The sequence below is a fragment of the Haloarchaeobius salinus genome (assembly GCF_024464185.1).
GTDB lineage: Archaea > Halobacteriota > Halobacteria > Halobacteriales > Natrialbaceae > Haloarchaeobius > Haloarchaeobius salinus.
The window spans coordinates 126,726-151,749 of the sequence record NZ_JANHAU010000001.1; the positions used below are offsets into that span (position 1 = coordinate 126,726).

At 68.1% G+C, this 25,024-nt stretch carries 22 protein-coding genes; 11 read left to right on the forward strand and 11 right to left on the reverse strand.

Features of this window, described 5'->3' with window-relative positions; all coding sequences use genetic code 11:
- The first annotated feature begins 71 nt into the window (after nucleotides 1–71).
- Nucleotides 72–1,691 (forward strand): tryptophan--tRNA ligase, encoded by a 1,620-nt coding sequence (locus NO345_RS00575; protein WP_256295783.1) that lies wholly within the window; start codon nucleotides 72–74, stop codon nucleotides 1,689–1,691.
- 69 nt (nucleotides 1,692–1,760) lie between these two features.
- The gene (locus NO345_RS00580) at nucleotides 1,761–3,521 is read left to right on the forward strand and encodes a hypothetical protein (protein ID WP_256295784.1); all 1,761 of its coding nucleotides are present in this window, start codon (nucleotides 1,761–1,763) and stop codon (nucleotides 3,519–3,521) included.
- Between the two features lie 3 nt (nucleotides 3,522–3,524).
- On the opposite strand, the gene NO345_RS00585 is transcribed toward NO345_RS00580, so the two are convergent.
- On the reverse strand, nucleotides 3,525–4,172 hold the full coding sequence (locus NO345_RS00585; RefSeq protein ID WP_256295785.1) for a class I SAM-dependent methyltransferase: 648 nt from the start codon (nucleotides 4,170–4,172) through the stop codon (nucleotides 3,525–3,527).
- Nucleotides 4,173–4,312: 140 nt separating this feature from the next.
- Here NO345_RS00585 and NO345_RS00590 point away from each other — a divergent pair, with 140 nt between their 5' ends.
- Nucleotides 4,313–5,062: a hypothetical protein gene (locus tag NO345_RS00590; protein WP_256295786.1), complete on the forward strand. Its 750-nt coding sequence runs from the start codon at nucleotides 4,313–4,315 to the stop codon at nucleotides 5,060–5,062.
- An 18-nt stretch (nucleotides 5,063–5,080) separates the two neighbouring features.
- On the opposite strand, the gene NO345_RS00595 is transcribed toward NO345_RS00590, so the two are convergent.
- Nucleotides 5,081–7,435, reverse strand: coding sequence for an ATP-dependent DNA helicase (locus NO345_RS00595; RefSeq protein WP_368407847.1), 2,355 nt, complete (start codon nucleotides 7,433–7,435; stop codon nucleotides 5,081–5,083).
- A gap of 142 nt (nucleotides 7,436–7,577) precedes the next feature.
- On the opposite strand from NO345_RS00595, the gene NO345_RS00600 reads away from it, so the two are divergent.
- Nucleotides 7,578–8,195, forward strand: a complete 618-nt coding sequence (locus NO345_RS00600; RefSeq protein WP_256295788.1) for a DUF1684 domain-containing protein — start codon at nucleotides 7,578–7,580, stop codon at nucleotides 8,193–8,195.
- A gap of 24 nt (nucleotides 8,196–8,219) precedes the next feature.
- Here the strand turns inward: NO345_RS00600 and NO345_RS00605 are convergent, their stop codons facing one another.
- A complete protein-coding gene (locus NO345_RS00605; protein WP_256295789.1) occupies nucleotides 8,220–8,900 on the reverse strand; it encodes a class I SAM-dependent methyltransferase in 681 nt (226 codons plus the stop codon).
- Nucleotides 8,901–9,009: 109 nt separating this feature from the next.
- On the opposite strand from NO345_RS00605, the gene NO345_RS00610 reads away from it, so the two are divergent.
- From NO345_RS00610 to NO345_RS00620, 3 genes are all read left to right on the forward strand, one after another.
- The gene (locus tag NO345_RS00610) at nucleotides 9,010–9,453 is read left to right on the forward strand and encodes a DUF2391 family protein (RefSeq protein WP_256295790.1); all 444 of its coding nucleotides are present in this window, start codon (nucleotides 9,010–9,012) and stop codon (nucleotides 9,451–9,453) included.
- A 121-nt stretch (nucleotides 9,454–9,574) separates the two neighbouring features.
- Nucleotides 9,575–10,153, forward strand: coding sequence for a DUF7090 family protein (locus tag NO345_RS00615; RefSeq protein ID WP_256295791.1), 579 nt, complete (start codon nucleotides 9,575–9,577; stop codon nucleotides 10,151–10,153).
- A gap of 12 nt (nucleotides 10,154–10,165) precedes the next feature.
- Nucleotides 10,166–10,477, forward strand: a complete 312-nt coding sequence (locus NO345_RS00620) for a nucleoside triphosphate pyrophosphohydrolase (protein WP_256295792.1) — start codon at nucleotides 10,166–10,168, stop codon at nucleotides 10,475–10,477.
- Between the two features lie 24 nt (nucleotides 10,478–10,501).
- Here NO345_RS00620 and NO345_RS00625 read toward each other — a convergent pair whose 3' ends face one another.
- From NO345_RS00625 to NO345_RS00640, 4 genes are all read right to left on the reverse strand, one after another.
- Entirely contained in the window at nucleotides 10,502–11,287 is a 786-nt protein-coding gene (locus tag NO345_RS00625) for a DUF7089 family protein (RefSeq protein WP_256295793.1), read from the reverse strand.
- A gap of 328 nt (nucleotides 11,288–11,615) precedes the next feature.
- Entirely contained in the window at nucleotides 11,616–12,626 is a 1,011-nt protein-coding gene (locus NO345_RS00630; protein ID WP_256295794.1) for an OapC/ArvC family zinc-ribbon domain-containing protein, read from the reverse strand.
- The gene (locus NO345_RS00635; protein WP_256295795.1) at nucleotides 12,626–13,012 is read right to left on the reverse strand and encodes a DUF2073 domain-containing protein; all 387 of its coding nucleotides are present in this window, start codon (nucleotides 13,010–13,012) and stop codon (nucleotides 12,626–12,628) included. Before NO345_RS00635 ends, NO345_RS00630 begins: the two co-directional genes overlap by 1 nt.
- A 5-nt stretch (nucleotides 13,013–13,017) precedes the next feature.
- A complete protein-coding gene (locus NO345_RS00640; protein WP_256295796.1) occupies nucleotides 13,018–13,662 on the reverse strand; it encodes an Era-like GTP-binding protein in 645 nt (214 codons plus the stop codon).
- Nucleotides 13,663–15,463: 1,801 nt separating this feature from the next.
- Between NO345_RS00640 and NO345_RS00645 the strand changes: the two genes are divergently transcribed.
- Nucleotides 15,464–16,990 carry a Cdc6/Cdc18 family protein gene (locus tag NO345_RS00645; protein ID WP_256295797.1) on the forward strand — a complete coding sequence of 509 codons (1,527 nt, stop codon included), beginning with the start codon at nucleotides 15,464–15,466 and terminating at the stop codon, nucleotides 16,988–16,990.
- 66 nt (nucleotides 16,991–17,056) lie between these two features.
- Here the strand turns inward: NO345_RS00645 and NO345_RS00650 are convergent, their stop codons facing one another.
- The gene (locus NO345_RS00650) at nucleotides 17,057–18,241 is read right to left on the reverse strand and encodes a S24/S26 family peptidase (RefSeq protein ID WP_256295798.1); all 1,185 of its coding nucleotides are present in this window, start codon (nucleotides 18,239–18,241) and stop codon (nucleotides 17,057–17,059) included.
- A gap of 142 nt (nucleotides 18,242–18,383) precedes the next feature.
- On the opposite strand from NO345_RS00650, the gene NO345_RS00655 reads away from it, so the two are divergent.
- Nucleotides 18,384–20,228, forward strand: coding sequence for a DNA-directed DNA polymerase II small subunit (locus NO345_RS00655; RefSeq protein ID WP_256295799.1), 1,845 nt, complete (start codon nucleotides 18,384–18,386; stop codon nucleotides 20,226–20,228).
- A gap of 31 nt (nucleotides 20,229–20,259) precedes the next feature.
- On the opposite strand, the gene NO345_RS00660 is transcribed toward NO345_RS00655, so the two are convergent.
- On the reverse strand, nucleotides 20,260–20,697 hold the full coding sequence (locus NO345_RS00660; RefSeq protein ID WP_256295800.1) for a hypothetical protein: 438 nt from the start codon (nucleotides 20,695–20,697) through the stop codon (nucleotides 20,260–20,262).
- A 233-nt stretch (nucleotides 20,698–20,930) separates the two neighbouring features.
- Between NO345_RS00660 and NO345_RS00665 the strand changes: the two genes are divergently transcribed.
- Together NO345_RS00665 and NO345_RS00670 are read left to right on the forward strand one after the other, a co-directional pair.
- A complete protein-coding gene (locus tag NO345_RS00665; RefSeq protein ID WP_256295801.1) occupies nucleotides 20,931–22,109 on the forward strand; it encodes an aspartate kinase in 1,179 nt (392 codons plus the stop codon).
- A 144-nt stretch (nucleotides 22,110–22,253) separates the two neighbouring features.
- Nucleotides 22,254–23,594, forward strand: a complete 1,341-nt coding sequence (locus NO345_RS00670; protein WP_256295802.1) for a tryptophanase — start codon at nucleotides 22,254–22,256, stop codon at nucleotides 23,592–23,594.
- A gap of 122 nt (nucleotides 23,595–23,716) precedes the next feature.
- Here the strand turns inward: NO345_RS00670 and NO345_RS00675 are convergent, their stop codons facing one another.
- Both NO345_RS00675 and NO345_RS00680 read right to left on the reverse strand, forming a co-directional pair.
- Nucleotides 23,717–24,376, reverse strand: a complete 660-nt coding sequence (locus NO345_RS00675; protein WP_256295803.1) for a metallophosphoesterase family protein — start codon at nucleotides 24,374–24,376, stop codon at nucleotides 23,717–23,719.
- A gap of 68 nt (nucleotides 24,377–24,444) precedes the next feature.
- Entirely contained in the window at nucleotides 24,445–25,020 is a 576-nt protein-coding gene (locus tag NO345_RS00680) for an IMP cyclohydrolase (RefSeq protein WP_256295804.1), read from the reverse strand.
- Nucleotides 25,021–25,024: the final 4 nt, after the last annotated feature.

The following is a 25,024-nucleotide window of genomic DNA, read 5'->3' on the forward strand; positions in this document are numbered from 1 at the left end:
TCCGGGAGCCGCCCGAGGACGGGCACAAGCGAAGCTTTTTGCGCGCGCCACCGCCACCTACCGATATCAGAATGACGCGCGATACGGACACCTTGCCCGACGAGCTGTTGCCGGACGGCGGCGACACCGTCGCGGAGGGAGCCGACGACGTGGCGCTGGACCCGTGGGGCTCCTCGACGGTCGCGGACTACCGGAAGCTGTTCGAGGAGTTCGGCATCGAGGAGTTCGACGAGCTGCTGCCCGAGATCCCCAGGCCGCACTACCTGATGCGACGCGGGGTCATCTTCGGCCACCGCGACTACCGCCCGGTGGCGGCCGCGATGCGGGACGACGAGCCGTTCGCCGTCCTGTCGGGGTTCATGCCGACGGGCGACCCGCACATCGGCCACAAGCTGGTGTTCGACGAGATAATCTGGCACCAGGAGCGCGGCGGCGACGCATACGGGCTCATCGCCGACCTCGAGGCGCACAGCGCCCGCGGGCTGACGTGGGACGAGATCGACGAGCACGCCCGGGACTACCTCCTGAGCCTGCTCGCGCTCGGTTTCGACCCCGAGGCGGGCGAGCTCTACCGGCAGTCCGACAACCGCGAGCTGCAGGACCTCGCGTTCGAGCTCGGCATCGAGGCGAACTACTCCGAGCTGCAGGCCATCTACGGCTTCGACGGCGAGACGGACGTGAGCCACATGCAGTCGGTCGTCACCCAGATGGCGGACATCCTCTATCCCCAACTGGACGAGCCCAAGCCCACGGTCATCCCGGTCGGCCCGGACCAGGACCCACACATCCGCCTCGCACGGGACCTCGCGACCCGGATGCGCTTCTTCAAGGTGACCGAGGCGTACGCGAGCTTCGAGGCCGACGACGCCGAGCGCGAACTGCTTCGGGGGGCGTGGGACAGGCTCCCCGAACTCGCCGCCGACCACGACGACGAGACGACGGTCCGTTGCGTCCACGCCGCCCAGTACCTCGCTCACGGCGAGGCGGCGGTCGACTTCGAGTCCGACCGCCCGGGCGTCGAGGTGCCCGAACTCGAGGAGTCGGCGCGGGCGAGCGTCGTGCAGAAGCTCCAGTCCGCCGGCATGGAGCCGTTCCGCCCCCGCACCCGCTTCTTCGACCGGCAGGCGACGGACGAGGCGTTCGAGGCCCTCATCGACGCCGTCGAGGGCGAGAAGCGCGTCTACGAGGGTCACGTCGACTCGTTCGAGCTCGCACCGGAGGAAGCCGAGGAGCTCGCCCGGCAGGTCGAGGTCGACCACGACGGCTACGGCTTCATCCCGCCCTCCTCGATCTACCACCGGTTCATGACCGGGCTCACCGGCGGGAAGATGTCCTCCTCGGTGCCGGCGAGCCACATCAGCCTCCTCGACGACCCGGAGGACGGCTACGACAAGGTGAAGTCGGCGACGACCGGCGGCCGCGAGACCGCCGAGGAGCAGCGCGAACTCGGTGGCGAGGCCGACGACTGCCCCGTCTACGAGCTGTACGCCTATCTGCTGGCGAACGACGACGACGACCTCGCGACGGAGGTGTACGAGGAGTGCGTCGGGGGCGAGCGGCTCTGTGGCGGCTGCAAGGAGCAGGCCGCCGAACTGATGCGCGAGTTCCTCGAGGACCACCAGGAGAAACGCGAGGAGGCGAAGGAGCTGCTCGCGGAGCTGGACATCGACCTCGACAGCGGCCGCGCCTGACCGAGACGACCTGTTTTCTTCAATAGCTAGCAAGAAATATTTAACCGCGTGCTCGGCCAACTCGGGACGATGACCTCCCGGTCTCGACGCGAGGACGAGCACGACGCGGTCGTCTGTGCCGACGTGCTCGGCTCGTTCGGCGTCTCGGTCGCGGACGTACGCGCCCGGACGGACGTGCCGGACGCGTCGCTCGAGACCGCCCTCGCGAGCGCGCTCGAGACGGCCGGCCACCCGACGGAGTTCCTGCGCGACGTCGTCGTGGCGTCGGCCCGCGGCGTCGACGCGCCCGCGCGCTACTGGAGCCACGCGCCGGCCACCCAGCTCGCCGACGTCTTCGACGCCATCGACTGGTCGTTCTCGATGCGGGACGCCCGCGGACAGCCGGTCTCCGCCGACGGCGAGTCGCCCGGTCCCTACACCCTCTCGGTGACCGACGCGAACGGCATCACCCGCGAGGCACCGTTCGAGTACCCCGACACCGCACTCGACGACTACAACCTCCCCGCGCTGGTCGACGCGGTGAACGTCCGGCTGCTGTACGGGCTCGGCTGTGAGTTCGTCCAGCTCTCCGACGGCACCGACCGCTGGCGGTTCGCCCTCGTCGAGACCGACGAGCGTGCACGCCTCGACGAGTCCTACGGTCCCCGGATCGTGGTGTTCGACCGACCGCTGCTCGCGAAGTACCAGCCCGGCGCGTACGTCCCCGACGACGGCGACGACGTCCCCCTTCCGGACTGGGTCACCGAGACCGACGACCCCTCGCTCGCGGCCCGTGCCCCCGACCGGGCGACCGGCGTCGCCGACCTCGACGGGCCCGTCGAAGCTGACCCGGACGCCGTGTTGGACGCCGAGGGCGGGCTCGTGGACGACGACGCGGAGCCGGCCGTCGACGAGTCCAGCGACACCGCCGACCTCATCGACTTCGTCGGCGACGCTGGTGAGCGGACTGCCGACGGGACCGACGACGAACCCGAGGTGGACGACTCCGACGAGACGACACCGTTCTGGGATGACGACGACTGGGTGCTCGACCCCGACGGCGACAGCGCGAGTGATGGCGGTGACGGCGAGGACGACGGCGGCGAAGTCGACGTGAGCGTCGCCGACGACGGCTGGACCGACGGCTTCGTGACGGACGTCGGAGCGGACGACGGCGACGGTTGGACCGGTGACGAGGCTGTTGCAGACGTCGAGTCAGCAGCAGCCGCGGTCGACAGCGGGGCCGAGCAGCGTCGAGGGTCCAGCGCAACGGTCGACATCGGCGACGACACCGGTATCGAGGATGACAACACCGCCAGCACCGCCGACTCGTCCACAGGCGGACCGAGCGACACCGGCACCGGTCGCTCGAGCACCGACGGATTCGAGCTCCGTGGCGGCGGCCCCGCCGTCTCGCGGGCGGCCGACGACGCGCTCGGGGAGGTGTTCGACGAACTGGAGGCGGCGGCGGCGACCGAGTCCGTCGGCGACCCGGCCGACGAGGGCGCTGCAGACGACAGCTTCGACGTGGCCGACCTCGCGGGCGGGGGAGCGAACCGCACGGAGGCCCGCATCACCGACGACGACTTCGGCGTCGACGTCGAGTCCAGCGAGGACGACCGGCTCGCGGCCTACGGCGCGGCCATCCACGTCGGCGGCGGCATCTCCGTGGAGGGACTGCTGGACGACGACGACTTCGTCCCGGAGTTCCCCGCAGCCGAGCGCGACGAGGTCCGCATCGAGTTCGAGGAGTCCTTCGATCCGTCGACGCCCTCGCCGGCGGAGCGCCGCGAGACGGACGATGGCTTCGTCTGGGTCAACGAGGGGGAACTGGCCGAGAACCGGTTCTGAGGGCTACGCTGGTTTGTGGACGTACACCGCGGGACTCGACCGGCGGGCGTAGTCCGCATCGCTCGCGCCGACCGCCGACCAGTAGCTCAGTGGGGTGCGGTCGAGCAGTTCACCGATGCGCTCGTAGGACAGCAGATTCTCGCCGCGACCGACGAGTTCGAACGCCTCCCGCCGCTGGTCCTCGGTGTCCTCGTTCACCCACGCCTTCGTGTATCGGTTCGGGTAGTTGCAGACCAGCGTTCCCCCGGGGGCGACCATCCCGTAGAGTTCGGTGACGGCGCGCTCTGCATCCGCGACGAAGTACAGCGTCGCCATGCAGTAGACGAGGTCGAACTGTCTGTCGACGCCGAGGTAAGGGAGCCCCGCCACCGAGAAGTGGAGGTTGTCGAGGTCCTCATCGGCCGCCCGTTCGCGGTTCGCCTCGACGACCGACGGTGCCACGTCGTAGCAGTGGAACTCGGTGTCCGGGTGCCCGGGCGCGAGCTCGAACGGAACCAGCGCGGGGCCACAGCCCACGTCCGCGACCGATTCGGGGACACCGACGCGCTCGAAGAACGTCTCCAGGTGGCCGGGCATCGCCTCGCCGCCGAGGTACGCACCGCGGTCCCAGTCCGTGGCCGCGTAGAAGTCCCGCTCCCAGTCGAACGACATACCCGCGAGTGGCCGCCGTCGGCGGAAGTGCGTTCCGGTCGCACCCGTCCAGCGGCCGTGACACGAGTTGACGATTCGACAGGTTTCTGTTCGTGCCAGGTTGGGAAAGAATTAACTGGAGCTGTTCCAGTATGAGGTGTATGACCGTGGGCAGGTCCGATGGGCAGTCGACCGGCATCGGCGTCGTCAGTGCCGGACTCTCCGCCGTCTACGACGCACTCGGGGTCGGAGGCGACGACAGCGAGGAGGGGTCGACCGACGACGACCACGCCTCCTACATCGACGAATCCATCACCGACACCGGTGACGAACAGACCGACGACTCGGCCGCCGACCCCTTCGGGGACATCGACCCTGACGAGCTCTCGCTGCCGGCCGAGACGGACGCCGACCCGTCCGAGGACGCTGTCGCTGACGACGGCGACGGCATCTTCTGGGACGACGACGAGGGGCTGGCGTGGTCCGGGGACGATGACGACGACTGGGGGTTCGACGAGGACGGCGAGGAGACGTTCACGTTCGAGGGCCAGAGCGAACCCGAGACCGTCCGCGTCGACAACGACTCCTTCGGGCTCGACGACGTGCGCTGTGACGACCCGACCGAGCACTACGAGACCGCCCACGACGAGTTCAAGGCCGTCGCCGAGGAGCTTTCGTTCTCCGGCACCGTCGACGACCTCGAACTCGACGCGCTCACCCTCGGCGACGCCACGGACCTGCCGGAGCTCGACGACGACGACATGGAGACGGTCGATCTCGACGACCTCACCCGCGAGGAGCCCGACGAACCCGCGACCGACGACCCCGACTGGGACCCCGGATTCGACGGCGACGGTCCCGACATGGAGGGGTTCAACTTCGGCGTCGAGGAGTCCGACGGCTGGAACTGAGGTCTTCTTCCGTCTCCGTTACCCCTGTGTCGACCAGAACCGGTCCAGCCCCAGGTCCAGCATGTCCGGGCTGACCGGCTGGAACTCCGCGCGCTCGGTCTCGGGGAAGTACTCTCGGACTGAGTCCCAGGAGTCCCGGGCGTAGCGCGCGTCGACGAACACCCGGACGCCGACCTCCTCCGGGCCGCGGATGACCCGCCCGATGGCCTGTCTGGCCTTCCGGACCGCCGGCACCGTCAGCGCGTACTCGAAGCCGTCCCCGAACGTCTCGTCGTAGGCGCGCTTCAGCGCACGTGTTCGGGGCGAGGCGGTGTTGATGAGGGGGACACCGCAGACCACCGCCGCCGAGAGCCGGTCGCCGCGGTAGTCCACCCCCTCGGTGAGCGTGCCCCGCAGACTCGTCACGAGCACCTTCCCGTCGCCGGAGAAGAACTCGTCCTTCAGCGACTCCGTGGTGCTGTCGGCGCTCGATTCGTCCAGCAGGACGGGCTTGTCCAGTCGGTCGTCGCAGACGCCGGCGATCCACTCGGCCTCCCGGTAGTTCGGCATCCCGACGAGCACGTTGCCCGGTCGGCTCGCGACGGCACAGACCGCGTCGGCGTGCATCCGTCGCGTCCGGTTGTCGTCGCCGGGGTCGCCGCGGTTGTCGTAGGTGAACTTCGGCGCGTCGACCGCGAAGGATTCGCGGTTCGCCTCGGGGAAGTGCAACCCGTACGTTCGCGTCTCGACCGGCCTACCCTCGTTCTGGAGGTGTTTCAGGCCCGTGACCTCCGCGAAGGCGTCGAGCGGCTCGAGCGTCGCGCTCATCAGCACGCCGCCGCCGAACTCGCCGAGGTGCTCCCCGATGACGCCGGAGGGCACGCAGTTCTGGATGGCGAGCCGGGCGTTGTACGCGCGCCGCCAGGAGTCCGCGGGCTCGGTGTCGTCCCACGTCCGTTCCAGCTCGATCTCGCGGAAGTACTCGGTGTGGCCGCGGTGGTACCACGAGGCGAGCGTGCGGGCAGCCCCTTCGACGGCGCGGGACTTCTCCTCGTCCTCGGCGTCGTTGAGGACTCGGGCGACCACGGCCGCGACGCTCGGGAGGTTCGTCCAGTCCTTCGGACCGTAGCCCGCCCGTTCGGCCCACCCGGTCAGCTCGTCGGGCTGTGGCGTGTCGGGGTCCCGGAGCGGGATCTCGTCGTCGTGCAGTTCGGTCAGGTCCGCGCGCCAGGAGCGATGCTCGCGGTCGAGGTGTTCGGTGACGCGACGGTCCAGTTCGTCGCGGACGTCGGTGACGAACGAGCGCGCGGCCTTCAGCTCGTCGAGGCCGACCTCGGCGTCGGAGAGTTCGGCCCGCACGAGCTCGGCGTCGGCGGTGGTGTGCCGGCTCGCCTCACCGCCCCCCTCGTCGAACTCGACCGGCTGGATGACCCGGGTGAGTTCGGCCTCGGCGTCGCGCAGCGTCGCGTCGGCCACGCGGTCGCTGACGAGGTCCCGAACCCGGGGCTCGAGCATGTGCGCCTCGTCGCAGACGACGAACGTCGAGTCGTCGAGGAGCGCCCCGGTGAACGAGCTCGTCGTCCGCGGGTCGAACGCGTGGTAGTAGTTGCCGACGACGACCTCGGCGTGGCCGAGCAGCACGCCCATCAACGAGTGCGGGCAGGAGCCGTACTCCATCCCCTTCGCGACGAGGTCGTCGGGGCGCAGGAGGCCGGTCTCGGTCAGGTCGAACGGGACGGCCTCGACCGGGTCGCCATCGTCGGGCAGGTCGGCGAGGAACCGCGCGTAGAACGGGCAGAACTCCACGTCCGCGCCGCCGGTGTCGTACTCGGGCATCGTCGGCGGATAGGGCGACATCTCGCCCGCGCTCTCGAGGTAGGAGGCCGCGGCTCCGCCAGCGCCCGAGCCCGCGAGGTCTATCTGCTGGCTCCTCGCTTCGGCGGCAAGTGCCTCCGCGGTCGTCGCGCCACCCTCACCCGCGAGGTCGCGGGTCCGTTCCCGCAGGGAATCGCAGCGGTCGTAGACGTTCTCGTCGTCGATGCCGCCCTTGTTCTCGCGGTTGTACGGACACACGTCGGACTTGCCGACGAGCGTCAGCGCCGAGACTGGGTCCCAGTCGTCCGGCAGGTTCCCGTTGATCGTCTCGAGGTCCTGTTCGAACTGGCGGAGCTGCTGCTTCACGCTCGTGAGCACGAGGACGCGCTCGTAGTCGCTGTCGGGGTCGCGGACGAGGTGGATGCCCGCGGTCAGCGCGAGCATCGTCTTGCCAGTCCCGCAGGCCCCCTCGACGACCGTGAACCCGCCGTCCCGGGCGGTGTCGATGGCCGTCTCGATGCCGTCGACCTGCTCGTCGTACGGCGTCTCGTGTCCGAACACGTCCCGCCAGTCGTCCATCTGGATTGCGCTCATCGTCCCCCGTGCATAGGCTTGTCGGAGGGTGGGTCGGCATCGTTCAAGAAGGGTGAGATTCGGGGGCGGGTTCGTACGCCCATCCCGGAGCGCAACATCTACCCACCTCCACACGAAATCAAGGGGTATGACCGACAGCGACGGCGACGAGACGGGGGACGATGCCGGGACGGCTGCCGACTTCGACGTCGACGCCTGGCGCGAGGAGCTGACGGCGAAGCGGGCGGAGAAGGACGAGTTCTTCGCGAGCCACCCGCACTCGCCGGTGCCCGAGGACGAACGCGACGCGTTCGACGGACTCTCCTACTTCGACCCGGACCCCGACTACCGCGTGGCGGCGACGCTCCACGTCGTCGACGACGACGACGACGAGATCGCCCGGATGGAGACGACGACCGGCGGCGAGCAGCGCTACCGGAAGGTCGGCGAGCTGACGTTCGAACTCGGCGGCGAGACGCACGCGCTGGCTGCGTACCGGCCGACCGGCGAGGACCGCGAGACGCTGTTCGTCCCGTTCCGCGACAAGACGACCGGGCAGCAGACGTACGGTGCGGGCCGCTACATGGACCTCGAAGCCGAACAGGAACTGGTCGACGGCGAGACGGTCGTCGTCGACTTCAACCTCGCGTACACGCCGTTCTGTGGCTTCAGCGACGCCTACGCCTGCCCGCTGCCGCCCGAGGAGAACTGGCTGGAGACCGTCGTCGAGGCCGGCGAGCAGAAGCCCGGGTTCGGCGAGGACTGACGGGGCACTGTTCTCGAGACCGCGTTACGGCGCGACGCCGACCGTCAGCAGCGTCCCGTAGGTGCGGTAGCGCTCGACCATGTCCTGGCGCGTCTCCCAGTCGTCGGTCGGGAACGCGTCGGCCCCGGGGATGTCGATGTCCTGGTCGGGGATGTTGTCCTGCTCCGCCACGTGGAGGCCGGCGTCGCGGAACTTCTCGCGGTACTCCGGGGCGCTCCAGCGGGTCATCTCGACCTCGATGAACTCCTGCCACCCGTGGGAGTGGACGTTCTCCTCGTAGTAGTTCACGGCGCAGTAGAAGGTGCCACCGGGGCGGAGGATGCGGGCGACCTCCTCGAGCGTGTGTGCGGGGTCGGCGGCGTAGTAGAACGCCTCCATCGACCAGACGTGGTCGACCGAGTCGGTCGCGAACGGGAGGGCGTCGAAGTCGCCGACGAGGTAGTCCACCGCGTCGTCGTCGGTGTACGACCGGGCGTTGTGGGCCATCTCCGGCGAGCCGTCGAGCCCCCAGACCCGGCCCGCGTCCTTCGTGTCCCGGAGTGCGCGGCCGGCGTAGCCCGAGCCACAGCCGAGGTCGACAATCGTGTCGCCGGCCTCGACGGGCATCCGCGCCAGCGCGTGCTTCGCGGTGTGCCAGTGGCGCTCCTCCATGCCGCGGTCGCGGCCGTCCTTCGCCCAGGCGTCGAACTCTGCTCTGACGCTCATGGCTCCCGGTTCGGTCGCCCCGACCAAAACGGGTTCGACACGGGCCGAGGGGGAGGTGCTTCGGGTCCGAACGCAACCATTTAACCGTCACCCCGAGTCAGACGCGGGTATGGTCGGCTCACGACGGCGCTTCCAGCTCGCCGACAGCGCCCAGCAGATCGTCGGCGGCTTCCTGCTCGCGGGGCCGTTCGTCGTCACCGAGGAGGTGTGGGTGCTCGCGGCGAGCATGAGCACCGCCCACGCCGTCGTCGTCGTCGCCATCGTCTTCGCCATCGGCTACGGCGCGCTGTACAAGGCCGACGACGACCGCAACCCCGAACGCGAGGCAGAATTCGGCGGTGTCCCGCTCCGCTTCGTCTCGCTGATGGTCGTCTCGTTCGGCTCCGTCGTCATCCTCGCGCTGGCGTTCGACGCGCCGAATACGTTCCTCGTCGACAACGAGATACTCACCGATCCGACGACCATGGACGTGGCCGAGACGACGCTCAAGGCCACCGCCGTCGGGGCAATCTTCAGCGTCGTCGGCGCGGCGACAGCCGACTCCCTGCTGTAGTGCGTCGGTCCGTTCCTGCTGTCCGGGGACGACTCCACCAGGACTCAGCCGAGTGGCCCCCGCTACCGTACCGCAATCGGCCACCCGCACGCTTAAGTTCACGCCACCGGTTCCCGCGTGTATGGACTACACGCTCGGTATCGATGGGAGCGACCGGACCGTCGCGGGTGGAACGAGCATCCTGCTGGTCCATCCCTCAACAGGGGAGACCGATCGCATCGACACCAACTTCCTGCGCGACGACACCGACCACTTCCTCGTCATCTCGACACGGACCACGGCCCGCGAGGTGCGCCAGAAGCTCGACTACTACGACGTCGACGACTCCAGAGCGGTCATCCTCGACACGCTGAGCGTCGAACGGGGCTACTCGCGCCGCTCGAGCGACAGCGTCCACTACGTCTCCGCCCCCGACGACGTCGCCGGCATCGTCGAGCAGGCCGAACGCTTCTTCGACGAGTACGACGGCAAACTCCGGGTCAGCTTCGACTCCATCACCGAACTCGCCTACTACGCCGGCGAGGACGAGGCCCGCGAGGCCGTCGAACGGCTCGTCGACCTCATCGAGGAACACGACGCCGTCGCGCTGTTCCACCTCTCCGACGAGGTCCACGACGAGGACACCGAGACCGGCTACCGCGACCTGTTCGACGTGGTGGTCGACCTCGACGTCGACGGCAACGTCGAGATACGGGACTGACCGCGGACCGAGATGCGAGAGTACGACAAGCTCGTCCGCGACCGCATCCCCGAGGTGATCCGAGAGAACGACGAGACCCCCGTCACGCACACCGTCGAGGGCGAGGCGTACCGGGAGCGTCTGCGCGAGAAGCTCGTCGAGGAGGCCACGGAGTTCCGGGCCGACCCGAGCGCCGCCGAGCTCGGCGACGTGCTCGACGTGGTCGCGGCGATACGTGAGGCCGAGACTATCGACGAGGGGAAGATCCAGCGGAAACGACGGGCGAAGCTGGATGAACACGGCGGGTTCGAAGACGGCGTCGTGCTCGACCGGGTCGAGGAGTAGGCGGCGGCCGGGCGGCCGAACGGGTCAGTTCCCGTCGAGTTTCTCGAACGTCTTCTCCGCCCAGCGTACCGCGTACGGTGCGCCGCGGTCGCGGTAGGCATCGGCGTCCAGCGCGCCGAACGGTGCCGGGAGTTCGAGCGCGTGCTTGATCGCGCTGCAGGCGAGTTCGGTGGCGTCGGCGAAGTCGGTCTCGCCGAGCGCGACCTCGCGCGAGAGGCCGTCGAGTCGGCCCTCGAGCCGGTTCCCGGCGTCCTGCCACGCGTCGCCGAGCGCGGGTTCCGTCTCGAGCCAGCCGGCGAAGACGTCCCGGGTGTGCAGGCCGAGCCAGCCGTCGTACAGCGCGGCGGCTATCTGGTAGGTGGCGTTCGGGCCGAGCGGGACGACGGCGGCGAGCTCGCGGTAGTGCTCCTCGAAGAAGCCGAGAAAGTGCTCGGGGACGTCGAGGCCGGTCTCGACCAGTGCCTCCGCGACGAGGAAGTCGACGAACTCCGTCGGCGAGCCCTGCACGCGCGCTTTGACGATGACGACCGGTGGGTCGGTCTGGTGTGTCCACGCGACGCTGCCGTCGCCCGGCGCGCCGATGGTGAACGTGGAGCCGGCGAGCCGGTCGAGCACCGCCGGGGCGTCCCCGGGGAGCCACTCCCGCGGGTACGTCTTCGGGTCGAGTGAGTCCACGAGCAGCCCGAGGTCCTCCGCCTGCGCCGGTGGGAGCGTCTCGAAATCGTTCGCGGCGTCGAGGACGAGCGCGTCCGGAGCGTGTCGCTCGCGGACGGCGGCGACCTGCGGAGAAAGCTCCCGTTCCGTGAACATCAGATACCGAGGCTGACGGCGACCAGCGCGACCGACAGTGCTCCGGCGATTCCGACCGTCGCGAGTACGATCTTCGTGGCTTCGCTCATGTTCGTGACGAACGGGTGGGAGTGCTTAAAACTATCAGTTCCGGCGGGCGCGGGCATCCCCTGTTTCAATTGGACGCCAATCATCTCCCTCAGAGATGTATATGTCCTACTGTGAGGGTTTCGGAGTGGAAACAGAGGGGTGTGGAGTCGGTCGTCGGCGTCGACGGAGCGCTGGCGGCCACCCCAGCCAGCGCCGAGAACGAAGGTGTGGGACTGGACTCGGTCGTCTGTGAGTCGGGTCAGTCGTCGCCGCGCCAGGAGTCCGGCACGTCGATGACGTACCGACCGTCCTCGCGCAGTGAGATGATGTACTCCTCGCGGTCGTACAGCTCCATCAGGTTCAGCTCGTACTGCCCGGGGTTGAGGATCTTGATGCTCTCGAACTGCTGGTTGAGCTCCTCGCGCAGCTCGTCGAGGTCCGGCCGGTCCTCGATCTGCGTGTCGGCCGGGTCCGCGACCTCGTGGCGGTCGTCTGCGGTATCGGGCGACGTCCCGGGGACGTCGGGTGCACCCGGGCGCTCCGTCGCACTCCCCCGACCGCCGGCTGCCGCCTCCGGTTCGGGTGCGCTCCCGGAGTCGCTCGCGGGAGCGTCGGTCGTCCCCGGTTCGTCCGCCGGCGGTGTGGCGGTCCCCTCCGGAAGTTCGTCCGGCGAGACGACGTCCGACCGGGCGCTCGCCTGCGCGTTGTCCTCGTCGCCCGCGGTCCGGGCCTGGATGGTCCCATCGTCGCTGGCCGGGTCGGTGTGCGTCGTGGACGCCGCCTCCGACTGGGCGTCGGCGGTCGACGAGGCGGTGGTCGAGGCATCGCCGGTGGCGTCGGCAGTCGAAGCGTCCGCAGTGGCGTCGACTGTCGCCGACGTGTCGCCGCTCGCCCCGGCTTCGTCGTCGCCTCGGGCGGCCGCCTTCTCGGCGGGCGTGTCGTAGTCCTCGGTGGCGGACTTCGGCCACTCCCCCGACGGCCGGTCACTGGTCGGCCGGTCACCGGACGGCCGCTCGCGGTCCGACGGCCGGTCGGCGTCGTCGCTGCCGCCGCCGACCCAGTCGCGGACCGTGGTGGCCGCCTTGCTCACCGCGCCTGCCGAGGAGCTGCGGCTCGGGGGCTCACCCGGCGAGTTCGCCTCGACGGACTCGTCGACGGCGTCGGCCGGGATGAACTGGAACTTGTTGCCGCCACAGTCCGGACAGCCCGACAGCATCTCCTTCGAGCCGTCCTCGAACGTCCGCCCACAGTCGGTACACTGGTGGGGCATTATTTCCGGGAGACGAGGGCGCTGATGAGCGTTTCGTCCTTGTGCAGCGTCTCGATCTGGTTCGCCGGACCGATGACGGTGAGCTTCGCCGTCTCCTCTTTCCCCATGATGCGGTCGAGGATGGAGGCGTCGTTGGTCTGGGAGCGTGGATAGGTCTCGATCTCGATGCCGTTGAACTCGTCCGGGCTGATCTCCGTCATCGTCACCTCGATGAGCTTCGACTCCTCGTCGGGCGAGAGGCCCTCCTCGAGGATGACGATGTTCCCGTCACGAACCCCGTCGAGGATGATGCGGATCTTCTCCATGCTCGCGAGGTTCTCCATGCGCTGCCCACTGATGAGGTCGATCTGGACCCCGCCGTCGTCTGAGGTTTTTGCTTCCGGCATCTGTCTCACCCAAAGTACTCCGCTATCTTGTCGTACACTTCGTCCATGTTCTCGCCCTCGAGCGCCGAGAGCGGCACCGTCTCGTGCTGGGGGAACGCGTCCTCGATGCGCTTGATGCTCGAATCGTCGAGGTCGATCTTGTTCGCGAAGATGAGCACGGGGAGATCACGCGACTCGATGATGCCGATGAGCATCGTGTTCACCTGCGTGAAGGGGTCCGTCGTGCTGTCGAGCACGTAGATGACGCCGTCGACGTCCTCGCGAAGCCAGTGCATGGCCTCGGCGACACCCTCCGTCGCCTCGCGAGACCGGCGGACGGCCTCGTCCTGGTCGAACTCCTCGTAGTCGAGGAACTCCTCGTAGTCGACCTTCGTCGTCACACCGGGCGTGTCGACGATGTCGATGTTGACCGAGCTGCCGTTGCGCTCGATCTCGACGTTCTCCTTCCGGCGAGCCCGTCGTGTCTCGTGTGGCACGTGACTTTCGGGGCCGACGGCGTCGCCGGTCCAGTCACGGGCGATCCGGTTCGCCAGTGTGGTCTTCCCCGCGTTGGGTGGCCCGTAGATGCCGATCCGCTTCTGTTCTTCCTCCGTGAACAAGCTCTCTCGTACCTGCTGCAGACTGCTTTTGAGTCCTGAAATGAGTCCCATCCTATTCTGTCCTCCCACACGCGTCTCGGGGGGCCGATTGGCGTGCGTCTGGCAGTAGTACCGCACTCGATTCACTTAAGCGTACGTCAGACATGGGGTTTCGGGCCCCTCGCTGTGACCGTCTTCCAGTCGAAATGCGGGGGTGTGGTCAGGATGGTCTACCCGCGCTATTGTAGATTCCGGCCGTCGAGAGCCCCCGTCCATTCACTGTGACGTGACTGTCGAACCGTTTCACGTGGAGGTGGCTGGCGGGGGAGAATCGCCGGCACGGTGACGGGAACCGCGGTGAACGACCCCCCCACGGCGGACCGGATGACGGGGACCACTCGGTTCGGTGACCGAGAGCCGAGTCGAAGGGAAGCCAACAGGAGAGACGGTGCGTCGAGATCCGAGACTCGGGGGTGCTCCGAGACAGGGCGAGTGGTCGGACAGTGGCTCGGAGGTACGTGGGAGTCCAAAGGTGCAAGACGTGTGGGGCAGTCAAACGTCCGCCCCGTCGGTATGTAGAACGTACATCCCGTACGAGTGTGGAGCTGACGGACCAGATGGGGACGTCGATAGGGACACTTCGGTCGGTCCACTGCTGCTCGCCCGACTGACCGTGACTGGACTCGAACTCTTCTCGGTCCCTCGCATCGCGTGTCGGCTGTTCCGACCGTCGCGTTCGTGTTCCATGCTAGCACGATATCCCGGTGGCCGGAGCCCCCCACCCCTTCGTTTCAACTGGAACGGGCGGTGATAGTGGGTGGGTCGGTGGACGAACTGATGGTTTCGTTCTAGAAGGCGGACAGGAATGGACGAACATCTAGTGTACAATATAGCTAGTAACTAGTAGAAGTTGGTTTTTCTCTGGTTCGCGGATACTGTTTCAGTAGTAGTGTATTAAAGATTCCCCTCGCTAGACGACCCCCTCCCCCCACCCCACCGTCAGCCGTTCCACCCGAAACAAAGGGGTGGGGGGGTCTGCACCTTCGTGTTAACACACGTCAATACCTTCCTCGAATCCAGTCGTCGGCTCCCGTGTCCCTCCCTATCAGGACCCATCCACGACCTCTCCCTCGGAACCCCCCTCCCGTTCAGGTCGAGCACGAACTCCGCAACGTCTCACCCCGTCGCCGTCTTCCACTTCCTGTCGCCGTCCGTCGCCCGCCCGCCCCCACCGTTTCCGGTCGACCCGGTCGTGGATCGGGGTTGATGTCTGTCCGAACCCTGCCATCGACGGGTCCCCGCGAAGCTGAGCCAGCTCGCGACCGGGGGACGTCCCGAGAACCCGTCGTTTTCGCCCCAACAGAGAATGGTCGTGAACGAACGCCTGCGTCGGCGACGCGCACGTTGGACAGAGTCCGCTAGGTCAGAGCGTCCGCTTGACCAGAGCACGTGTGTCCGAGGTGGAACCCGTACGCTGGAGACGGTACGGCCGTCCTCGACAGCTGTCCCGAAGATGGGTGTCGAACTGCTCCGGTGTCGGGGTGTCGTCGACGGCGTACCGGACTCGTGTCGGATCGAGGGTATCGAGGTGAAACGACCCTGTTCCACTCGTCTCGCCCGCGGATCTCCGTTCGAGAGGCGGGAGGAACTCCACGGAACGGTCGTCTCCCACTACCACGCGCGATGTAGTACTATTGACTCCTATTGCTGAAGGGCAACTATTATTACCCTCCTGTTCATCTGCTTCGTTTGCATCAACTGGACGGCGTATCGCTGGGTCGTTCGTCTCACGTCCGACGTACGGCGGGTACACGTCCGCTTTCACGGGACCTCGTCTCGAGTTCCAATCGAAACGAGGGGGTGAACCATAGGGATGACAGACAACGACGACGACGCGGATACGGACGTAACTGGGGGCACGGAGCAGACGCCTCCGAACACCTCGCGGGACTTCGAGGTCGACCTCGACGACGTCGTACTCGACGAATCGGACGAGGAGGGTGCATCACAGGGACTGTTCGACGACCTCCTGAGCGGGGAGCCGATCTTCGAGAACAAGGAAGTCCTGCGACCGTCCTACACGCCGCACGAACTGCCGCATCGGAAGGAACAGATCAACAAGATGGCGACCATCCTGGTCGCCGCGTTACGCGGTGAGACGCCGTCGAACATCCTCATCTACGGGAAGACGGGGACCGGCAAGACCGCGAGCGCGAAGTTCGTCTCGAACGAGCTCGAGAGCACCTCGAAGAAGTACGAGGTGCCATGCTCCGTCGAGTACATCAACTGCGAGGTGACGGACACCCAGTACCGCGTGCTCGCCCAGCTCGCGAACAAGTTCATCGACGAGAACGAGGCGTACATCGAGGACCGCGTCGCCGAACTCGAGGGTCTCCTCGACGAGGTCGACGCGGCCGACGCACCCGAAACCGACCCCCTCGCGGACACCGAGTTCGACTCGCGTGCGGCGGTCCACGAGCGAATCGACGAGCTCGAGGCCGACGCCGAGGAGTTCGAGGACGTACCGATGACCGGCTGGCCGACCGACCGGGTCTACAGCGTCTTCTTCGACGCGGTCGACTACGAGGAACGGGTCGTCGTCATCATGCTCGACGAGATCGACAAGCTCGTCGAGAAGTCGGGCGACGACACCCTGTACAACCTCTCGCGGATGAACTCCGAACTGGAGAACTCCCGCGTGAGCATCATGGGCATCTCGAACGACCTGAAGTTCACCGACTTCCTCGACCCCCGCGTCAAGTCCAGTCTCGGCGAGGAGGAGATCGTCTTCCCGCCGTACGACGCGAACCAGCTCCGGGACATCCTCCAGCACCGCTCCGACGTCGCGTTCGAGCCCGGGGCGCTCACCGAGGACGTCATCCCGCTGTGTGCAGCCTTCGCGGCCCAGGAGCACGGCGACGCCCGGCGTGCGCTCGACTTGCTCCGAACTGCGGGCGAACTCGCGGAGCGTTCGCAGTCCGAGGTCGTCGACGAGGAGCACGTCCGCAAGGCCCAGGACAAGATCGAACTCGACCGCGTCGTCGAGGTCGTCCGCACGCTCCCGACCCAGAGCAAACTCGTCCTGTTCGCCATCATCCTGCTGGAGAAGAACGGCGTGCACAACATCAACACCGGCGAGGTGTTCAACATCTACAAGCGTCTCTGCGAGGAGATCGACGCCGACGTGCTCACCCAGCGTCGCGTCACCGACCTCATCTCCGAGCTCGACATGCTCGGCATCGTCAACGCGGTCGTCGTCTCGAAGGGCCGCTACGGCCGGACGAAGGAAATCTCGCTGTCGGTCCCCATCGAGGAGACCGAGGCCGTCCTCCTCAGCGACTCCAGGCTCGGCGACATCGAGGAGGTCCAGCCGTTCGTGCAGGCCCGGTTCAACAACTGAACCCGGCGCTGCAGCTCACCTGTTCGTTCTACGAACGTCGACTCGCTTTCGACGTGAAACGACGGCCTACAGCACGCCACGCCGGCGCGCGACGACCGTTCCCACGCCGGCGCACACGACGCCGAGCTGCAGTCGGAGCATCCCGAGTGCGGTGGGGCCGGTCCCGCCGAACGCGGTCGCGAGCTGTGCGAACTGGAGCCGAATCCAGCCGAGCAGGGGGATCCGGACCTTCGCCTTCCCGCGGACCCACTCGGACCGAACCGTCGAACTCTGGCCGCCGATCTGGTCGTACACCGCGTTGTCGTCTCCCTTCGTGACGAAGCCGCTGTAGTCGGCGGGACAGGCGGTGATGTCCTCGCAGTCGAAGGACCGATCCGCCGATTCGTCCCGGCTGAGGTGCTGCGGATCCGCCTTTCCGGTGCCACCTTCCGCCTCGCTGTCGACCCAGTTCTCGCCCTCGTCGACCCAGAAGCGGGCGCGATGGATGATCGGGGTCCGTCTGTCGCTCCCGTCGGGCTGGTAGACGATGACGTTGCCGTAGTCGCCGAAGCTCCAGTAGCCGTCGTTCTGCTGGGCTGCCCGGTGTGTCACGACGCCGGTGCCGGGCTGGGCGCTGTCGCCGGCGAACCGGCCCTCCTCGACGATGAACACGAGGTCGTTCCGGTGCATGTGCGGCTCCATGCTGCCGCTCTCGACGGCGACGAGCGGCGGCCAGATGCCGCTGACCCCGAAGAGCACGATCCCGATGAACGCGACGGTGAGGAGGCTGCTGCTGACGTCACGCACCGTCATGACGAACGAATCGTCGGTGTGGAGGAACCAGTCGACGGGGCCGTCGAACTCCTCCCGTCTCTCGTCCTCGCCGGGGATCGGCGGCCTATCGCGCTCGCTGGTCGGGTCCCTGTCGCGTTCGGAACCCGGTTCCGGTCGTCTCGTCGTGTCTTCCGGTGGCTCTCTCGTGTCTTCCGGTGGCCCCCCCGCTTCGACTGGACCGTCCCCGTCGCTGTCCGGATCGCCGGGAGGAGACGGGTCGGTGTCGCCAGCCGCCTCTCGACCCGAACTGGTGTCCACCCACTCCCAGGTCTCCCTGTCGACCGTCTCGTCGACAGTATCGTCGCCGGTAGCGGGGTCACCGTCGTCACGGTCGGGTGCGTCATCGGCACCGGCCCGGTCGCGGTCGGTGTCGTGACGGGGGTCGGGCCCCTCGTCCCGGTGGGCGTCGGACTCGTCGTCGCTGCCGGGTCCGGTCATCTGGGCGTCGGTTGGACGGCCCCACCAATCAACTTTCTGATGCCGGGGGCGGACCCGACGGGTCGACGCAGTCCGCCGGTTCCGGCCCGGAATCGTCGGTCGTTTCGGCACCCTTTTGCCCTGTCGAGTGCTGTGGAGTGATGTGCCACAGGAGGCGACCGCACGCATCGTCGGCGAACTCGCGAGGCGTGGCTACAACGCCGAGCGGGAGGCGGTGACGCTCATCGCCGGTGCCGAGGACCCGGACGCGACGCTCGCGGCGGTCGTCGACGCGACCGCGGCTGACGCGCTGAAGGTGACCGCCGCCGACGTGCGTGCGGTGCAGGACGAGACCGCTCCGCGCGGGGCGTCGGCTCTCCGGAACGGGGACGACGAGCAACCTCCCTCGTCGGCCGACGCTCGCTCGAGGACGGACGGAGTCGAATCGCAGGAGGGTGCGCCGAACTCACCCGACCAACACCCCTCTGTTTCCGGTGGAAACCGGGATTCCCAGACGACTACGACTGGTCCGGATTCCGGCGGCGAATCTCCAGCTGAAACGGAGGGGTCTGACTCGGCGGGGGGCGACGCCGTCGGCGACTCTCCGGCCGATACCGGACCCTCCGACCCTGCCGACGGCGACACCGGGACCGTTGCTGGAACAGGCACCGGAACCGATGCCGGGGGTGAGCCCGCTGCCGGAAGTGAGCCCGCTACCGGAACCGACACCGGAGCTGACGCTGGCACCGACACCGGGACGGTGCAGCGCTCCCGTGACCGGGCTGCGGACCGGTCGACCGACCAGCGCTCGGTGAGCGTCGAGAACGACATGACCGGCCGGAGCACGGGGACCGGCGAGTACAGCGACTTCGTCTCGGTGTTCCGCGACCGCTACGACAAGCTCGCCTCGAAGCTCCGGGGTCGCGTGAACCACCGGCCGACCGACGCCATCGAGTCGATGGCCGGGGGGAGCGAGGTCGCGCTGGTCGGCATGGTCAACGACATCCGCTCGACCGCCTCGGGGCACTGGCTCGTCGAGCTGGAGGACACGAAGGGGACGTTCCCCTGTCTGGTGATGAAGGACCGGAACATCGCCGAGCTCGTCGACGAGCTGCTGTACGACGAGGTCATCGCCATCGAGGGGACGCTCGCCGACGACGCGGGGATCGTCTTCGTCGACTCGATGCACTTCCCCGACGTGCCCCGGACCCACCAGCCGAGCTACGCGGACCGCCACGTGCAGGCGGCGCTCATCTCCGACGTCCACGTCGGCAGCCAGGAGTTCATGCACGACGAGTGGGACGCGTTCGCGGACTGGCTCTACACCGAGGAGGCCGAGCACATCGAGTACCTGCTCATCGCGGGCGACATGGTCGAGGGCGTCGGCGTCTACCCCAACCAGGACGAGGAGCTCGACGTGGTCGACATCTACGACCAGTACGAGACGTTCAACGAGAAGCTCAAGCAGATTCCGGGCGACATCGACGTGACCATGATCCCGGGCAACCACGACGCGGTCCGGCTCGCCGAGCCACAGCCGGGCTTCGACGAGGAGCTCCGGAACATCATGACGGCGCACGACCCTCGCATCGTGAGCAACCCCTCGACGGTGACCGTCGAGGGGGTCTCGGTGCTGATGTACCACGGCGTCTCGCTCGACGAGGTCATCGCGGAGACGCCCGAGCACACCGCGAGCTACGACGAGCCGCACAAGGCGATGTACCAGCTGCTGAAGAAGCGCCACGTCGCCCCGCAGTACGGCGGCCACACCCGGCTCGCACCCGAGGAGAAGGACTACCTCGTCATCGAGGACGTGCCGGACATCTTCCACACGGGCCACGTCCACAAGCTCGGCTTCGGGAAGTACCACAACGTACTCGCCATCAACTCGGGCTGCTGGCAGCGCCAGACCGACTTCCAGAAGTCCGTGAACATCCAGCCCGACGCGGGCTACGCGCCCGTCGTCGACCTCGACACGCTCGACGTGACGGTCAGAAAGTTCTCCTGAGACGACGCCGCGGTCGCCGCGACAGCGCGGCTCAGTCGCTCGTCGCGTAGCGGTACCGGACCGTCCGCTGGCGGTCGAACCGCGGCCCGGGGCCGGTCTGCTCGAAGCCGACGCGTTCGGCGGCCACACCCGCCGGCTCGCCGGGGTCGGTGACGAGCAGTTCCACGTCCATCGACTCGCTGCGGGCGAAGCGCAGCGGCTCGGCGAGCAGGCGCTCGCAGGCGTCGGGCGTGCCGTCGAGCTGTGTTACGTACACCACGTCCGTCGCGGCGTCGAAGCTGACGAACCCGAGCAGCTCGGGCGTCTCGGGCTCCTCGACGTCGACGTTCGGGTCGTTGGTCCGGGCGGCCTCGGCCTCGGCGACACGGACCGTCCGGTCGTGGACGAGGTTGCGCATCACGTCGACCGGCCCGTCGGCGATGGCGGCCATCGCGTCGGCGTCGGCCTCGACCGCCTCACGCACGTGCATCGGGCCATCATTGGCTCTCCGTAGGTATAAATCCAGCCCGCAGGCGGACACAGCGGTCGGTGTCCGTCGTCACAGGTGTCGGGTCGCCGTCGTTCGTGCCGTGCCACCGACCCCGAAGCCCGGCAGGTATTTCCACTGGGGGACATAGTTATGGCCCCGAGTCGGCTACGAGGGTGTATGAGTGACGTCAGTATCGACGCGACGAGCGCGCACGGGACCGACGCGGTGGTAGGATGCGCGTAGTCGCCAAGTTCGGGGGGACCAGCCTCGGCAGCGGCGACCGCATCAACCGGGCCGCCGACTCGGTCGCGAGCGCGGTACGCGAGGGCCACGAGATAGCCGTCGTGGCGAGTGCGATGGGGAACACGACCGACGAACTGCTCGACGACATCACCTTCGAAGCGGACGACTCCGACCGGGCCGAGATCGTCAGCATGGGCGAGCGAACGTCGGTGCGGATGCTGAAGGCCGCACTGACAGCCCGGGGAATCGACGCGGTGTTCCTCGAGCCCGGTCACCCCGACTGGCCGGTCGTCACGGACGAACACGGGGAGGTCGACGTCGAGGAGACGACGAAGCGCGCGGCCAAGCTGGCAGACCAGCTCGACGGTGTCGTCCCGGTCATCACGGGCTTCCTGGCCGAGACACCCGACGGCTCCATCGCGACGCTCGGCCGCGGCGGCAGCGACACGACCGCGGTGATGCTCGGCAAGTACCTGGACGCCGACGAGGTCGTCATCGTCACCGACGTCGAGGGCGTCATGACCGGCGACCCGCACGTCGTCGAAGGTGCCCGGAACGTCGGCCAGATCTCGGTCGACGAGCTCCGCAACCTCTCCTTCCGTGGGGCCGAAGTCGTCGCGCCCTCCGCCCTGTCGTACAAGGACGACGAGCTGGCGGTCCGCGTCGTCCACTACCAGCACGGCGACCTGCTCTCGGGCGGGACGAGCATCACCGGCGAGTTCAGACATCTGGTCGACCTCCGCGAGGAGCCGCTGGCCTGTGTCACCGTCGCCGGCCGGGCAATCCGCAACCAGTCCGGCGTGTTCCACCAGCTCGCGTCGTCGCTGGCGGAGTCGGGCATCAACGTCGACGCCGTCGCCAGCGGGATGGACACCGTCACGTTCTACGTCGACGAGAGGGAGTCCGAACGCGCCGAGAACATCCTCCACCGCGAGGTCATCGACGACGAGATGCTCTCCTCGGTCACCGTCGAGGACGGCCTCGCCGTGGTGCGTATCACCGGCGGCGAGCTCCCGAACGAGCCCGGCGTCATCAACACCATCGTCTCGCCGATGGCCGAGGCGGGTATCAACATCCACGAGCTCATCACCTCCGCGACGAGCGTCGCCGTCGTCGTCGCCTGGGACGACCGCGAGGAGACACTGGAGATACTGCAGGAGCTGTACTGACTGCTCCCGAACCCGCCACGAACCGGCGCGGTACGACAGTTCTGTCTCACGGTCACCGCATCCGTACACTCGCCCGGCGTTCTGTCCGACGACTCGCAGACAGCGCCACCTAGGACTTTCACGCTCTCGCCCCTTCCTGTACGTATGACGACGTACAAGTCGAAGATGGTGGAGCGCATCCACCTGCCGGCACGCGAGGAGCGAGCGGCCAACCTGGAGGACGCGGGCTACAACCTGTTCAACCTGGACGCCGACGACGTGTTCGTCGACCTGCTCACCGACTCCGGCACCGGGACGATGACCGACGAGCAGTGGGCGGCGATGTTCCGCGGCGACGAGTCCTACGCCGGGAGCTCGAGCTTCCGGAAGCTCGAGGACGCCGTCGCCGACGTGATGGGCTTCGAGCACGTCGTCCCCGCCCACCAGGGTCGCGGCGCGGAGAACGTGCTCTACGGCACCATCCTCGAGGAGGGCGACGTGGTGCTGAACAACACCCACTTCGACACGACCCGGGCGCACGTCGCCAACCAGGGAGCCGACGCCGTCGACTGTCCCGTCCCCGAGGCCAGCGAGTTCGACAGCGGGGGCGACTTCAAGGGCAACTTCTCGGTGGACGAGGCCCGGCGCGTCGTCGAGGAGGTCGGCGCGGAGAACGTCCCGGCGATCATCCTGACCATCACGAACAACTCCGCCGCCGGCCAGCCGGTCTCCGTCGCGAACACCCGCGAGGTGCGCGAGTTCTGCGACGAGATCGACGCGACGTTCGTCGTCGACGCCTGCCGGTTCGCCGAGAACGCCTACTTCGTCACCCAGCGCGAGCCCGAGTTCGCGGACGCGACCGTCGCCGAGGTCGCCCGCGAGCAGCTCTCCTACGCCGACGCAGCCGTCATGTCCGGCAAGAAGGACGGCCTCGTCAACATCGGCGGCTTCGTGGCCTGCAACGACGAGACGCTGTTCGAGCACGCCAAGCAGCGCGGCATCCTCTACGAGGGCTTCTCCACCTACGGCGGCATGTCCGGCCGCGACATCGAGGCGATGGCGGTCGGCCTGCGCGAGGCCGTCGAGGAGGCGTACATCGCCGACCGCGTCGAGCAGGTCCGCTTCCTGGGCGAGCGCATCGCCGAGCACGGCGTCCCCGTCTTCCAGCCCGTCGGTGGCCACGCGGTCTACCTCGACGCCGGGGAGTTCCTGCCCCAGATTCCGGCGGAGGAGTTCCCCGGACAGGCCCTCGCCGTCGAGATCTACCGTGAGGGTGGCGTCCGCTGTGTCGAACTCGGGAGCTTCGCGTTCCCCGACAGCGACCGCCCCGAACTCGTCCGGATGGCGGTCCCGCGCCGGATGTACCACAAGGAGCACATCGAGCACGTCGTCGACACCGTCGCCGCGGTCTGGGACCGCCGCGAGGAGATCTCCGGCTACGAGGTCGTCCACGAGCCGCCGATGAAGGAGATCCGGCACTTCTCGGCCGAGCTGGCACCCCTGTAGGCCGGGATCGGACACCACCCACGGTCCTCGGGCGAGCCGGTGTTGGTTAACTTTACGGGTCGATAGCCGGCTGTGTTGGTTAAGATGACGTGGTGCCCGCCCCGACGCTGCGGAACGCGGCGTTACCGACCGTCCGCCAGCCGACTCCCGATGCGTTCCGGGAGACCCGCCTCCCGCACCTGCTCCTGTACCCGCTCGATGTCGTACTCGACCCGTCGCTCCTCGACAGTGCCGTCGTCCATGTCGAGCACGGCGTAGGCGGCGCGGGGGTCGCTGTCCCGCGGCTGGCCGACGCTCCCGGGGTTCATCACGATACCCTCGTCGTGGCGCTCGTGGTGCTGGACGTGCGTGTGGCCCATGACGAGGACGGCCTCGCCGCGGAGCAGGTCGGGGGAGAACTCGTGGGGCCGGGTGTAGTGGTCCGGGTCGTCGGGGTGGCCGTGGACGAGCTTGACGTAGCCGTCGTGCTCCCGGCGCTCGGTCGGGAGGTCGGCGAGCCAGGAAAGCTGGGCGTCGGTGAGCTGCTCGCGGGCGTACTCAACCCCGGCACGGGCCATGTCGTTGAAGCGGAACGCGGTGTCGGTGACGACCGCACGGTCGTGGTTGCCCGACACGCACGCCACGTCACGGCCGGCGAGCTCGTCGACGCACTCGCCCGGGGAGGGGCCGTAGCCGACGACGTCCCCGGCACAGAGCAGGCCGTCGACGCGGGGCATGTCGTCGAGGACGGCGCGCAGGGCGACCGCGTTGGCGTGCACGTCGGAGATGACGCCGAAGCGCATGTCACGAGGGGAGTACCTCGTGGCCGTTCAATCCTGCGGTGGTGTGAGAAGCGTGGTGGAGACGGCGCTCAGGCGTCCAGACTCGCCAGCGAGAACCCGTCGCCGTCGCGGACCACGCCGGCGGCACAGACCGCGTGCTCGAACTCGGCCTCGAGCACCTCGCGGGCGGCCGCCTCGGCGTCGGTCGCGTCGAAGTCGTACGCCTCGGGGGTGTCCTTCTCGTACGTCGCGACGAGCGTCGGCTCGGTGACCTCGTGGACGAGGAGGGCGTCGCGGCGCACGATGCCGACGAACGCGGAGTCCCCTCCGATGACCCCGGCGATGCGGGGCGTGTCGTAGTCGTCCTTCTCGTAGTCCAGCGAGAGCAGCGCGGTCGCGAGGGCGTCGCGGGCCGGGTAGCCCATCGCCAGCTTCTCCGCGACGGGGTCGACGTGCGAGCCGTTGCCCAGCACCGCGCCGGCGTCGGTGACGCGGACGCAGTTGTACGCCACGTACGGGTTGTCCGTCTCCGGAGCGTCCGCCGTGGGACCGACGGTCAGCGTGTCGTCGTCGCGCCGCGAGACCGTCCGGTTCGGGAACGAGCGCGAGGAGACGCGGTACGCGCCGACGTCGGGACCGACCACCAGGAATCGTCCGATGTACATACAC

Coding starts and splice junctions, on each gene's coding strand:
- NO345_RS00640 (WP_256295796.1), bottom strand. CDS start 13,662: ATGGGACTCATTTCAGGACTCAAAAGCAGTCTGCAGCAGGTACGAGAG.
- NO345_RS00610 (WP_256295790.1), top strand. CDS start 9,010: ATGGTCGGCTCACGACGGCGCTTCCAGCTCGCCGACAGCGCCCAGCAG.
- NO345_RS00615 (WP_256295791.1), top strand. CDS start 9,575: ATGGACTACACGCTCGGTATCGATGGGAGCGACCGGACCGTCGCGGGT.
- NO345_RS00650 (WP_256295798.1), bottom strand. CDS start 18,241: ATGACCGGACCCGGCAGCGACGACGAGTCCGACGCCCACCGGGACGAG.
- NO345_RS00595 (WP_368407847.1), bottom strand. CDS start 7,435: ATGGACGACTGGCGGGACGTGTTCGGACACGAGACGCCGTACGACGAG.
- NO345_RS00635 (WP_256295795.1), bottom strand. CDS start 13,012: ATGCCGGAAGCAAAAACCTCAGACGACGGCGGGGTCCAGATCGACCTC.
- NO345_RS00625 (WP_256295793.1), bottom strand. CDS start 11,287: ATGTTCACGGAACGGGAGCTTTCTCCGCAGGTCGCCGCCGTCCGCGAG.
- NO345_RS00580 (WP_256295784.1), top strand. CDS start 1,761: ATGACCTCCCGGTCTCGACGCGAGGACGAGCACGACGCGGTCGTCTGT.
- NO345_RS00680 (WP_256295804.1), bottom strand. CDS start 25,020: ATGTACATCGGACGATTCCTGGTGGTCGGTCCCGACGTCGGCGCGTAC.
- NO345_RS00620 (WP_256295792.1), top strand. CDS start 10,166: ATGCGAGAGTACGACAAGCTCGTCCGCGACCGCATCCCCGAGGTGATC.
- NO345_RS00585 (WP_256295785.1), bottom strand. CDS start 4,172: ATGTCGTTCGACTGGGAGCGGGACTTCTACGCGGCCACGGACTGGGAC.
- NO345_RS00645 (WP_256295797.1), top strand. CDS start 15,464: ATGACAGACAACGACGACGACGCGGATACGGACGTAACTGGGGGCACG.
- NO345_RS00665 (WP_256295801.1), top strand. CDS start 20,931: ATGCGCGTAGTCGCCAAGTTCGGGGGGACCAGCCTCGGCAGCGGCGAC.
- NO345_RS00605 (WP_256295789.1), bottom strand. CDS start 8,900: ATGAGCGTCAGAGCAGAGTTCGACGCCTGGGCGAAGGACGGCCGCGAC.
- NO345_RS00670 (WP_256295802.1), top strand. CDS start 22,254: ATGACGACGTACAAGTCGAAGATGGTGGAGCGCATCCACCTGCCGGCA.
- NO345_RS00590 (WP_256295786.1), top strand. CDS start 4,313: ATGACCGTGGGCAGGTCCGATGGGCAGTCGACCGGCATCGGCGTCGTC.
- NO345_RS00600 (WP_256295788.1), top strand. CDS start 7,578: ATGACCGACAGCGACGGCGACGAGACGGGGGACGATGCCGGGACGGCT.
- NO345_RS00660 (WP_256295800.1), bottom strand. CDS start 20,697: ATGCACGTGCGTGAGGCGGTCGAGGCCGACGCCGACGCGATGGCCGCC.
- NO345_RS00630 (WP_256295794.1), bottom strand. CDS start 12,626: ATGCCCCACCAGTGTACCGACTGTGGGCGGACGTTCGAGGACGGCTCG.
- NO345_RS00575 (WP_256295783.1), top strand. CDS start 72: ATGACGCGCGATACGGACACCTTGCCCGACGAGCTGTTGCCGGACGGC.
- NO345_RS00675 (WP_256295803.1), bottom strand. CDS start 24,376: ATGCGCTTCGGCGTCATCTCCGACGTGCACGCCAACGCGGTCGCCCTG.